We start from the raw sequence: 12424 nt of genomic DNA, 5'->3' as shown, positions 1-12424 counted from the left end.
TTTACTGTAATTTCAATCCGTTGTCTATAAATTTCTCAATGTCCTGTACATTGCATACCACCAATGCTAATTCAGCAAAGAGGTATACGTTATATTCATTGACTTCAAGATTATTTCTCACCAAAAATTCTTTTACCTTTTCCATTAGTGATTGTTTATCCTCATATTCTGGTGTTCCCGTAAATTCTTCATAATCGTTTACACCTGAATATACTGGAGTATCATCAGACAAGTCTTTTAAATTGTGTCTGCTAAGATCAATTTTGTACATTGTCTGTCCGTCAGTACCGTTAGGTATTTTTTCTTTTTGAACGTACCAACAACCAACACTGTCAAGCTCAGCATAACTTCCGTTTACACCATGAATTGTTTTTTCAACTAACAAATACATATATTATTCCCCTCCTATTAAAACTATTTTTGCAATTGTCTTTACAAAATAAATGTAGTCTTTGCAATTTGCATTTATTTCATAACCATCCACAACATCCTTATCCAAATTCAATAATGCTTCTGCGGGATAATGATAATTTGCTTCCTCTAATTCATGGAAAAGATAGTCGTAAAATTTTCTTGAATTGTATAGTTTCTTATCAACGTCAGCCTCTTTCATTAATTCTTTTATTGCTAGACGGTCAAGTCTATGCGACAATTCTTGTCTAGTTTTCTTAACTAAATTAATAGAGTATTGTTCGGAGTTTGTGTCTTGAATAATATTTGTTAATTTTTTAATCAATTTTACTGATTCAAGTAATTTTTCTTTTTTCATAATATGTACCTCCTAATTTTTATGTAATAAAAACATATAGCGGAATCGAACCACTAACAAAAATTTCTTTTTGCACCAACCATGGTTATGCTAAAAATTCTTTATACTGTTAATCTTGACTCGTAAAAACTGTTAATCCTGCTCCGTCAAAAAAGTCAAAAGTTACGATTGAATATTCATCATTTCTTTTGATTAAAGCACTACACCAAATATACGGTGAATCTTCGGGGGAATCTTCGCCAGATATTGCTGTTTCCATAACTTCTTTTGGATCGTTATAACAACAATACAAGCCGTAATCGTCCAATGCCTCTTCATATCTTCTATCAGAAATTTTCTGTTCTGTAATATCTATAATTTCAATCTTTGTATCGTGTACTGTGATACTTTCTTTTACTACACCTTCAATTTTCATAAAGAACGACTTTTTAAATTTTGCAACAACTAAACCATTTTCCTTTTCATATCCCATTACTGCTTTTGTCATAATTAATTCCACCTTTTATTTTATTTTTTGACTAAAAATTCTTTTCTACCAACCAAAACCAGTTTCAACGACCGAACCATTTTCAGATAGAAAGTGGCTGCTAATATCCCAACGTTCACTTAAATCTCTACCCAATGATTTTGTATCAATATAATCCATCAAATCGGGCGCTCCATTGTAATCTCTATCTAGATTATTATTTTCATACCAACCGTCAGTCAGTTCATATTCAGCAAATTCAGAAAGACTATCGTGAACATACAATTGATCTTGTTGCCAATCTCCTTCTCCAAAATTTTCCAGTAATTCTTGTGCCAAACTCTTGTTACTTTCTTCTAACTCCTTAAAATTCTCAAATATTCTCATGATATTTACCTCCATTTATTTTTGACTAAAAATTCTTTATTTTACGACTTCTGCTACACAGTCAAACCAAAAATTCTTTTCTAATTCAAAATGCTTATCTGCCATATCTAACAAATCGTCATCACTATCTTCTAAGTGGTTTATCCAATCTTCACCGTAAACTGATTGAACCAAATCTTCATTATCTTGGAAAAATACTTCTTTGACTTGATCCTCCTTTTTGAAACGTACCATATAACAACCGTGTTCTAAGTCTTCTTTTATACCTAGATATTTTACTTTTGTTACTTCCTCCTCTACTAAAGCAATATCGGTAGGTTGTGTTTCAATGCCTTCATTTTCATCAACATACTCAAAGTTAAATTCTACATGTAATTCCATGCCCCACACTTTAACTACGCCCGTCTCTGAATCGCCAACATTACCCTCACTAGGATATTCACTTGCGACTTGGTCTATAAAGGCTTGGTAGAATGCTACATTAAAATCATTGTAATTTTCAGGTGTAACTTTACCCTCGCTTGCCTTGTAAATTTCTTCTTCCCACGTCATAATATGCAACCTCCATTTATTTTTTTTATGTACTTTGAATGAAAAAATCCTTCAAAAATTGACTAAACCATTTTGAAAAACCCTTCACGTTTACGTTGTCCGTAATATCTCATAATTTGGTCTGCTTGTTGTCCAATTGATTTTGTCGTATCAATGTCCACCTCTTCATCATCACAACCGTCAACTTCTGCAACAACTGCAATAGACAAACCAACCTCAGACAACTTTTTATCTGAAAGTGGTAAATTCTCTTCAATTGAATCTCCCATTGAGGTATCATATCTAATCGAACAATTCTCTGGTATTAATACAAGTCGCAAACTTGCGTCAACTTCTGGAATCTCAATGTTCTCCGTAATTACTTGCCCCTCTTTGTCTTCAAATTCTACTGCTGAATTATTCAGCTTTCTCATCTTTCCTACTAAAATCATTAATGAATTATAAACATCTTTCCTAATTGCAATTGATTTTGTTGTTGGCATAATTAATTCCTCCAAAAATTTATTTTTTGTTTACATTGTCCATGTAACAAGAACGTGTATGAGAATCGAACTCATATTTTGCACCATGCCACGTTGCCAATTGACTAAAAATTCTTTTTCTTGCTAACATATAATGTTGATATTACTACTATTAATCAATATTTATTTTTGACCAAAAATTCTTTTTAGTTTTCAATTATTCTTAGTCCGTAACTACCGACCCAATCTTCGACAAGGTCAAAAATTCTTTCTACTTCTGCTTTTTCATAAAACACGGTCGGTTTTCTCATGGACTCTAATCTGATTTTAGATTTCACTTTTCTTAACACAACATTCTGATTACCTACGATTGAATAAGTAGGTACTTTGATTTTTTCTTTACCCACCATAATGTTATACGCTTTTTCATTACGAACTACATAATGCCATACAAGTCCATATTTATCTTTGCGACTTTCAATCAGATTTTCTTGTTGTAACATACGAACACGTTTAACAAAAGTAGATGAATTGGAAAATCTAAGTGTGCCATCAAAATATCCATCAACAAAACCTAGCAAACTATCTTTGAAATCTTGTAAATCCTTATATTTTTTCTCAAATTTGTCAGTTACTCTCCGTCCATATGCGTCAGTCACGTTACTTGATGAATAAGTACCTCTAATTATTAATTCTTTTTCTTTTGCTGAAAAACTTTTTACTGTTTCATAACTCATAATTATGTACCACCCTTATTTTATTTTATGTAACAATAGCGTGTTAGTGAATCGGACACCAACATAGCAACCATGCCACGCTTTTAATCATGTAAAAATTCTTTTTTAGCTAACTACATTTTTTCATTGCTAACGTATTGATCAAAAGCTCTTCTATATTTTTCATAACAGAATCTTTGAACTCTTTGTTAGTAGGGTTGTCGTTGTTATCTAAATAGTAGTCGTCAATATATGTTGAATTAGTGAACCAACTAAATTGAACATTTCTATATTCTTTGATTGTAAGAATTTTGATACCGACTATCCATTGAATACCTTCCATATCATTAAAACCATTCTTGTTTAAACTAGTGCATTTAACACCAGTTATTATTTCTCCATTTCCCTCAATGAAATTTAAAATTCTTTCTAGCTTAGTTGTTTCTCTACTCATATAATTTTTCCTCCTAAAAATTCTTTTTTATTTTACTTATTATTTTTTAACATATCGTACATTTCACTCCAATTATCAGTTAGATAATCATTACTCTCATCACTAAATGTATCTTCATCAACATTTGTCTCTTTTCTAGCAATTTCAGCAACTTTCTTATTGGCTTCCAAAAATATTTCAATATTATCAAAAATATCTTCAACAGTACCAATACCATAGTTGATAGGTTGATTATCCCCACATAAGTCCCACGCCATATCCGCAATTAAACATCTTTCATATTCATTACCTCTGCTATCTGCAATTTCATACAATTTGTCAAACATATGTTGTTTAACAGCATCTTCCTCAATAGCAATATTATTTTTCTTTGCATACTTAGTGCAATGATTGTAATAGTATTCTGCTTCATAGAAATCTTTCGTCCATTCGACAAAACTCTCTCTAAAATCTTTTGCCACCTTTAATTTTTCTGCTAATTGTTCGTAAGTCATTGTCATAATTAATTCCTCCTAAAAATTCTTTTCTTATTACACTAATCGTTGATAACTACTTCATAATCTTCATTAATTCTTGCATTAGGATAGCTACCAAAAAGTGTTTCCCAATATTCCTCTTCTTCTAATCCAGTCAATTGACAACCTAATTGTGAAATATACCCTCGACTTAATTCGCTAATACAATCCTTTAAATTCTTACCTACCTCATAAATTTCTTCGATTGACTCACAATACACAGCATCGTTATCAAAGATAGCCATACCATTATCAGCCAAAAATGTTTCCATCATTGAATCCATTGGACGACTATTTAATTCCTTGCCACTGATTAAACAACCCTCTTCACAAGTTGTTGCTAATCTTTTTTCCAACGTTGTTACCTCAACAAGTTTATTTTCAAATTCCATATTGGAAACAAGTGTAACTGTTTGATTGTTAAGCGTTTCGATTAACTTTTCTACGTTCATAATATGTACCTACCCTTGTTTTATTTTTGAATCAACAACACAAGTGAGAATCGAACTCACTAGCAAAAATTTTTTGCCACAACCATATTATGCTAACCAAAATTTCTTTTTTACGCTACTGGATATGGTAACTTACTTAAATTATTTCTTGTAATATTAATACTATCATCAAGGCTCATATCATTCTCTTCAATAATTCTTTGCAGCATTTCTATATCTTCATTTTGCATAGTGTATTTCCATTCATATGTTGCATTGCCCTCATTATCAAAATTGATTACGCCAATTGTTGCGGTTAAAATATCAATCGCAAAACGTATATCAAAAGTATCATATGCAAAACCTAATATATAATTCCCTTTTTTGTCCTTGTATAACTTATCGCACAATCCGTCAAAAGTAGATAACTCATTGTTGACTACCCACAATTCATTTTCATTTTCAACTTGTACGCCCTCAATTTCTTCACTGTAAATATAGGCATAACCGATACCCTCGTTCATTAATGTTTCTGCGTTATCCTTATCAATTCCGTATGAATCAAGAATTTTTTCTAACTCACGTTCTGTATTAAATTTTCCGCCTAATTCAAAACATAAACCGTGACCCCACGACTTGTCCGCAATTCTCTCCAATATATCTTTGCTTTTTTCCATAATAATACAACCCCTAAAATTTATTTTATGTATCAACAACACGTGTAAGAATCGAACTTACATTAAATAACCATATCGTGTTTATTTTTGACTAAAAATTCTTTTTCTCGCTAACTCAATTTAATGTAGAAAAACATCTTCTAAATAGAACAGCGCACTTTCTGCTGTTTCAGGATTGTCTCCATTGATTTGTTCATCAAGATATTTGATTGTCTCAATATCTGAGTCATCAAAATAATATTTTTTAGTCTTGCCTTGGCAATTCTGATGGAACACTTTTTTGAACTCGTTTTCTGATACCTGAATTAAATCATAATCCCCAAAATTAAATTTTAATAACATGATATTATCTCCTCTGTTTTATAAAAAATTCTTTTTTCTGCCTACATTATGCAATTTTCTCTTTATAAATTACACGGTCAACTATTGCCTCTTTCCAGTCACTCGGTTTACCACAATTGGTTAATTCTGCAACTGTTTCCAGTAAGCCCGATCTTACTGCCTCGTCCAAATCTGTGTCTTGACACAAACCATAAAACCCACTGCAACTATCGACTAATTCGCCTTTACTGTCGGTAACTGTAAAACCATAAACATCTCCATTACACCATTGTGTATAGGTTTCCAGTTCGCCCTCAAAACGTTGTTTAACTAATTTACGGACTTTAGTAGTGACTTTTTTAACGCCATATTCTGCACAAACTGTTTCTTTTGCCACAAAAGCTACGCCAACCGTACCACAATCCCACCCGTTTGCCGTACCTAATGAATAAACTACATTGCTATGCTCGAACTTACTAATCGGAAACATGATATAACCTAACTTATTCGCACGTTCAAAAACGTCATTCAAAAAATCTTCTGTATTATTATTTCTTACATGTAATTTTTCAACTAATTCGTCACCGATAATGCTGCCCAAAAATTCCATAGCGTCACTGTAATTGTGTTCGCTAGGTGAGTATGCCCTACCTTCAAAAGTATAGTAAGTACCTAACATATCCCAATCACGTACGGGATTTTCTGAGCAGTCGTCTGGCTCGATAGATAAAACTTGTCCTTTTTTATTTATGTACTTTGTCATATTAATACGCCCCTTTTTATTTTTTTATGTATCAACAACATAGGTGGAAATCGAATCCACCAAAATGCAACCATGCCATGTTTTTTATTGACAAAAAATTCTTTTTTACCCTACATTAAAAATGTTAATATTACTACTATTTATCAACAATAGTAGTTAAACCAGTATCAAGGTATGATACACTATCTAATTCAAGACCCTTTGCCCCTTCGCCTTGTTGACCTAATAAACGTGAGTTTTTATCTGTTGGCACAATTACGGCACTCCACTTTTTACCGTTAGCAACGTATTGAATTTCAAATTTATCTGTCTTAATAGTTTGACCATTTTCGAGTTTTAATGCACGTTTACCAGTTGCAAATTCATAGTTTTTCTGTTTCATTGTTGCAACGCTTTGGTTAGCTGAATTGATATCGCCCGCTTGCTTAGAAATGATAAATTGTTGACCACCAAACACGCCTAACGCTACAGCTACAGTTGCTACTAAACTTGTCTTTTTCATAATAAAATTCCACCTTTTTGTTTTTGATTTTTGTCTAATACAATAAGTCAATTCTTGATACATAATACCCTGCTTGTTGCAATTCGTTGATTGCTTCAAAAGTCGAACTAATCAAACTAAACGGGCAAACACTTTTAGCAAGCTCAATAAGTCTGTTCTTACTTAACTGCTCTGGATAACCACCAAAGTTATCGTACACTTGATACATGATAACTACCTCCATTTTTTGAATAATATATGTAACAATAGCGTGTTAGTGAATCGAACACTAACATAGCAACCATGCCACGCTTTTAACCAACTTTCATAGCAGTACATAACCTTATTCTAGTTGTCCCACACATGAAATACGGGTTATTAGTAAGATACAATTTAACAACGTGCGTTTTACCATTGTTGATACGATATATTACTTTTTCGTTGTCTGTATCAATATCAAGTATATTAATACTATGATTATTAGTTAAACCAATTACAGCGACTACTTTACCCATTATTAAAACCACCTTTATATATTGCAAGATTACTACTATTAAAGTGCGATTACTGTATAGCCTTGCATATCCAATTGAATATCAATACCACGTTGTTCGTCACGATTACTTAGGTAGTAAGTTGTATTGCCTTTGGTTGCCTTAGTTACGGAACTACTATTTTTGATTGTTGTCATTTTAATACACCCCTTATTATTGGTATGCTTATTTAAAGCATTCTATAAAATAGACTAACCATTAAAACGTTGCTAGTCTATTTGAACACTGCTTTAAAACTTTAAAACTTTGACATATTTTTATACTTGGTGCTGCCTAAGTCGTCAATCAAGTACGCTCTGATATAATCGCTTATATCGTTGTTGCGTTGACCTATTTTATTCAATCGTAAGATTAAAGGCAAGTAGTTTTTCGCCCGTTGTATATTGTATGCTTTATTTATCTCCATACTGTTTAAGCAAGTGCCTTGTTGTATTCAAGTGCTTAAAAATATACTTGTTTGATTATTAAGACTCGCAATCTTAACTTAACAATTCATTAGGTATTCAAGTGTTATGATAGCTTGCTATGCTATCAAGGTTATTCATTTTTCAAAGGACTAGATACATTTATTTAACTAACTGTCGTATAGAATACTATTAAAGTCGATATACATTGTAGTCAAGTCCGTGTATCTGATTGGTAAGGCGTTGTCCCGCCGTTTCCTTAACTCTATGATACCAATTATAAACTTGATATCTTTTTTGTCAAGAACTTTTTTAAACTTTTTTGAAACTGGCAATCTATAAAACCTTGTTACCTGATTGCCATGTTGCAAGTATATCAGGTTCATTATAACTTGTCAACTACTTTTTTAAACTCTTTTTACTCTTTATTGATAGGCTTGTACGTTTAACTGATAATACCGCACTTAGTCGGTTATCTATCAAGTAATCACGTTCTTACTTATCAACAACACAAGTATAATCGTTTGTTATTAAGTTGTCAAGTATTAAATTAAATTGATATTAGATTGTTGATATTGATTGTTATCGTTCTTGCTTATTGATATCAATCAACAAACACAAGTATAGTCGAATAATGTTAAACTGTCAAGTGTTAAATTAAATTGAATTAATAATATGAATATCGCAAGTTATGTTTAACGTTGCTTTAATAGAAGGAAAAATCAAAAATGAAAAATAAAAAGTGAGTGCGGTCGTTGATATGAATAGTATTAAGCTATGTTTTTGCGTGTGTATATATTGTATGTTTTTGTGTGTGTGATTGATTGTGTCGTATGATTGAATGCTGATATATTGATTGTGTGTGTCGTGTGTGAATGTGTTAGTGTGATTGATTGTGTGATTGATTGTGTGATTGAGTGATTGAATGCTGATTGAGTATGATAGTGTGATAGTTAATTAAGTTGTGAAGTGTGATAGTGTGCATAAGTAATTATATCATTGTGATATTGTTGTGATATGTTTATGATATCGTGTTTAATTGTGTGATTTTTTGATATGAAAGTATAGTGATAAATTTATGTAAGCTGATAGAGATAAACACTATTGAAATTTTTCAAAACGATTTTAAATTTTTGAAATGGAATATCAAGAAAAAAATTGTGTGACATGATTGAGTAAAATTTTTACACTAACCGCCCCTATTAAAATAAAAATAAATAATTTTAAATATATGCTATGCGATTATTAAGAACTATTATTCTTTATAACAAGTCGGGGGCTATTTTACTCGAATGAATGGAAATTTTTTGAACGTTTTGAAATCAGTAGCTACACCCACACACCATTTTTCGACCCAACTTACCCTCATTTCACTCTTAATCTTCCCCAAATTTACCCTCAATATTCCTAACCTACACTCAAATATTCACCAATATATGCAAATATTCGTTCCATATGCCCCCTGTTTTACTCAAAGCTGCCCCATAATTTATCTTCACTATCTCCATAATTTATTCAGCCTAATCAAATCTGCTGCCAAATATTCTATAATCACCTTCCATTCCACTCTCAATCTTCCTCAAACTCTCCCTCAAATTTCATTCCAGCATTACTCAATAGATCAATTCAGCACAACAAAAAAATCATAACAATTGCGTTATGATTTCCTTTAATCTAATTTATGTAAATGTAAATGTCGATTTTCAACAATATTAATAACAGTTAAAACTATATAACAATTTTGCTGCCAATTAATCTAGCTGCCAAAGTGATCCAATTTATTCTTTATTCACATTTTACAAATATTTTATTGTAATTTTATTTGCCCTCAATTTATGCTCATTTCTACCCTTAATCTATCAAACTCCTCAAATTAAACAATATTGGTTAAACAAGGTCAAATCGAGCTATTTTACCGTGCATACTTTTTGACCCTTAAATCAAGCATATCAACTCGCTTACATTATCCATTTTCACACTCGCCATTTACAGCAACTCCGTTGCCTTATTCAACAATAGCACTATAATAGCAATCTAATCGCCTTAATTCATTATATAAACCATTGCATTTACCCAATTGTTTATCATTAGCTAATTCATTATATAGTACATTATATAATTTATTTTAATACTCATTATAAATACATAATACAAGTACATTACATAATACATTAACATTATCATTATAACGTGTGCATACTATTTAATTACATAATTATAATGAATTACATAATGAATTAACATTACAAAATATAATTTATAACAGATTAGCATTACAAAATACATTACCTAATCAACTTACATTATGTATTTATAATACATTTTGATTTTATAACATATTTAGTAATACATTATAATTAAGTAGTTTAAATAGATTATGTAATTATAATACATTAAGTAAAACACTCGTCACATGATCTTTCAGAAGAGACTAGGATAAAGTAAAATCAGCGTGCATACTTATGTTAAAATATATTATATAATTATAATACACTTTATATTCAAAATGAATTACTAAATATATTAACATTTCATAATCATAATGTATTATATAATGAATTAAAATTTAGAGCAAAAAGAAAAAGACCATCTTATTCAGATAGTCTCAAATTTTTATCATTTATTCATATGGTTCTAATTCATGCATCATATCTTCCTTGCTAATCTTACCCATACTGTACAACTCTTTTATGATCGCATTGTTCAATATCGATGCTTTAACCCCTCGTGCATAGCTCCCAGAGCCGTCAGGTTTTAGTGAAACTTCATCTAAAATTTTTGCTATATCTTCTCTAATACTAATCGTACGTGGTAATTTCTTGACTTTATGATAGATCGTATTCTGTTTCAATACATATTTACCATCAGAAGACTTTAGCAGACCGTTACTAGAATTGACTACTGTACTACTAGTTTTCTTTGGTAGATCACTGAATATATCAGCAGCCTTCTCTTCAGTAGGCTTTTCTACAACAGGAGCTTTTTCCTCTTTAACTTCTTCATTAGTAGGGGCGGGACTAGTAGTGGGGGTAGTTTCCTCTTTATCGGGTTCAAATACACTAGCAAGAGGGGAGTTCTTAAAGTCCTTAGATTTCTTTCTACGTCTATTGCTATTAGTCAACTCGTTCATAAGTCATGCCTCCTATAACGTAATTACTTTCTTATCTAACATTTCGTCTAATAATTGGTAGTAAGTATCAATCAGACTATTACTCTTACTTGATAGTGTTGCTGGTAAACCACGATATGCAGTAGAAGATGCAAACCTAATTGTATTCGGGATCTTAGTAGAAAAGAAGGGAATATTATTAGTGTTCGCATATTCAGTAATCGAAAGAGTCACATCAGCATGTAGCTTAGTAGACTTCTTGTACTTGGTAGCTAACAAACCACCAATCTTTAAATCTGGATTATATTGCTCCTTAATTACTCGTACTCTTTCTAGAATGTTTTTCACACCATCAATTGAGTACATATCTGGTTCATAAGGAATAATGACAGTGTCAGTAGTAGCAATAATAGAACTAGTTACAGCTTTCAATTCAGGTGGCGTATCAAATAGGATATAATCATATTGTTTATCAAGATTATCTAGTTTGCCATCTAACATATTGAAATAATCTTTAGTAGGGGAAGCAATCGTATTGATCACTCTCAATAGCTGCTCATCAGTAGTTTGTTCTATATTAATGTCACGTTTGTTTAATTCACGAATAGCTCTAATATTATTAGATCCAAAATCGTCTTCAAACTGTTTCATCTTATCAAACTCAATAAAGTTCATGTCGCTATTAGCTGGAATTATATCAATGTTCTTATAAGCATCTTTATAGATAGCTTCTTCAGCATCAGCATAGTCCATAAATAAATCGTATATGGTAGTTTCAATCTTCTTACTATTTGGATCTATTCCGAAACTGCGTGTAGCATTACCTTGACCATCACCTTCGATAATCAGAATCTTACATTCAGGTTGCCTAGTGTGAATACACCCAGCAATATTAACACAAGTTGTAGTCTTAGCACTTCCACCCTTATTATTGATGAATGCTATTTTTTGAGCCATAAACTAATCCTCCCATTTGTCAAGCAAAAAATATTTACAATGATAAACATATGATATAAACCTAATGGTTTACTATTAACATTATATAATATTAAAACATTGCATAAACACAATGTACTAATCTATAAAAAGATTATAGTATTACTTGGTGTGTTTTTCAACCCAAAGATATCGAAATAACTAAAAAACTGTTAAAATAAGCGATTCAAAAATAAATATGCTATGCTAAAAGCCTAAAAGAGTATAACCATTAACATTATATAATGTATTTCATAATGTTAATTATAATGTAAGTATATATTTTAATTCTAATGTATTATGTAATATATAGATATTAACTATTATGTATGGATATATGAGTGTTGTCTCTATAATTTAATATTTGCATTAAAAAACGATGTATGTTT

At 31.1% G+C, this 12424-nt stretch carries 19 protein-coding genes; all 19 read right to left on the bottom strand.

Translation table 11 applies throughout. The features are described from left to right. Position 1: 1 nt before the first annotated feature. A complete protein-coding gene (locus tag GSM_RS11220; RefSeq protein ID WP_010078239.1) occupies positions 2-391 on the bottom strand; it encodes a hypothetical protein in 390 nt (129 codons plus the stop codon). A gap of 3 nt (positions 392-394) precedes the next feature. Continuing rightward, on the bottom strand, positions 395-769 hold the full coding sequence (locus GSM_RS11215) for a hypothetical protein (protein ID WP_010078238.1): 375 nt from the start codon (positions 767-769) through the stop codon (positions 395-397). Positions 770-878: 109 nt separating this feature from the next. After that, a complete protein-coding gene (locus GSM_RS11210) occupies positions 879-1256 on the bottom strand; it encodes a hypothetical protein (RefSeq protein ID WP_010078237.1) in 378 nt (125 codons plus the stop codon). A 45-nt stretch (positions 1257-1301) separates the two neighbouring features. Beyond that, on the bottom strand, positions 1302-1622 hold the full coding sequence (locus tag GSM_RS11205) for a hypothetical protein (protein ID WP_010078236.1): 321 nt from the start codon (positions 1620-1622) through the stop codon (positions 1302-1304). A 36-nt stretch (positions 1623-1658) separates the two neighbouring features. Further along, entirely contained in the window at positions 1659-2174 is a 516-nt protein-coding gene (locus GSM_RS11200; protein WP_010078235.1) for a hypothetical protein, read from the bottom strand. A 62-nt stretch (positions 2175-2236) separates the two neighbouring features. Next, on the bottom strand, positions 2237-2656 hold the full coding sequence (locus GSM_RS11195) for a hypothetical protein (RefSeq protein WP_010078234.1): 420 nt from the start codon (positions 2654-2656) through the stop codon (positions 2237-2239). A gap of 185 nt (positions 2657-2841) precedes the next feature. Beyond that, positions 2842-3372: a hypothetical protein gene (locus GSM_RS11190; protein ID WP_010078233.1), complete on the bottom strand. Its 531-nt coding sequence runs from the start codon at positions 3370-3372 to the stop codon at positions 2842-2844. A gap of 109 nt (positions 3373-3481) precedes the next feature. Continuing rightward, positions 3482-3805, bottom strand: coding sequence for a hypothetical protein (locus GSM_RS11185; protein ID WP_010078232.1), 324 nt, complete (start codon positions 3803-3805; stop codon positions 3482-3484). A 32-nt stretch (positions 3806-3837) separates the two neighbouring features. Beyond that, positions 3838-4305 (bottom strand): hypothetical protein, encoded by a 468-nt coding sequence (locus GSM_RS11180; RefSeq protein WP_010078231.1) that lies wholly within the window; start codon positions 4303-4305, stop codon positions 3838-3840. Positions 4306-4340: 35 nt separating this feature from the next. After that, complete coding sequence (locus GSM_RS11175; RefSeq protein WP_010078230.1) at positions 4341-4772, bottom strand: hypothetical protein; 432 nt, start codon at positions 4770-4772, stop codon at positions 4341-4343. 110 nt (positions 4773-4882) lie between these two features. Continuing rightward, positions 4883-5428, bottom strand: a complete 546-nt coding sequence (locus GSM_RS11170; RefSeq protein ID WP_010078229.1) for a hypothetical protein — start codon at positions 5426-5428, stop codon at positions 4883-4885. Positions 5429-5548: 120 nt separating this feature from the next. Then, the gene (locus GSM_RS11165; protein WP_010078228.1) at positions 5549-5770 is read right to left on the bottom strand and encodes a hypothetical protein; all 222 of its coding nucleotides are present in this window, start codon (positions 5768-5770) and stop codon (positions 5549-5551) included. Between the two features lie 46 nt (positions 5771-5816). Beyond that, positions 5817-6512, bottom strand: a complete 696-nt coding sequence (locus GSM_RS11160; protein ID WP_010078227.1) for a hypothetical protein — start codon at positions 6510-6512, stop codon at positions 5817-5819. A 136-nt stretch (positions 6513-6648) separates the two neighbouring features. After that, a complete protein-coding gene (locus GSM_RS11155) occupies positions 6649-7014 on the bottom strand; it encodes a hypothetical protein (protein ID WP_010078226.1) in 366 nt (121 codons plus the stop codon). A 34-nt stretch (positions 7015-7048) separates the two neighbouring features. Then, positions 7049-7222 (bottom strand): hypothetical protein, encoded by a 174-nt coding sequence (locus GSM_RS15090; RefSeq protein WP_155820743.1) that lies wholly within the window; start codon positions 7220-7222, stop codon positions 7049-7051. Positions 7223-7307: 85 nt separating this feature from the next. Further along, entirely contained in the window at positions 7308-7508 is a 201-nt protein-coding gene (locus GSM_RS11145; protein WP_010078225.1) for a hypothetical protein, read from the bottom strand. Positions 7509-7546: 38 nt separating this feature from the next. Continuing rightward, positions 7547-7684, bottom strand: coding sequence for a hypothetical protein (locus GSM_RS15085; protein WP_155820741.1), 138 nt, complete (start codon positions 7682-7684; stop codon positions 7547-7549). A 2887-nt stretch (positions 7685-10571) separates the two neighbouring features. Next, the gene (locus GSM_RS11130; RefSeq protein WP_010078224.1) at positions 10572-11081 is read right to left on the bottom strand and encodes a hypothetical protein; all 510 of its coding nucleotides are present in this window, start codon (positions 11079-11081) and stop codon (positions 10572-10574) included. Positions 11082-11093: 12 nt separating this feature from the next. Then, on the bottom strand, positions 11094-12017 hold the full coding sequence (locus tag GSM_RS14290; RefSeq protein WP_010078223.1) for a ParA family protein: 924 nt from the start codon (positions 12015-12017) through the stop codon (positions 11094-11096). Positions 12018-12424: the final 407 nt, after the last annotated feature.

The sequence above is a fragment of the Liquorilactobacillus mali KCTC 3596 = DSM 20444 genome (assembly GCF_000260415.1).
GTDB lineage: Bacteria > Bacillota > Bacilli > Lactobacillales > Lactobacillaceae > Liquorilactobacillus > Liquorilactobacillus mali.
This window is presented reverse-complemented; position numbering and strand designations above follow the sequence as displayed.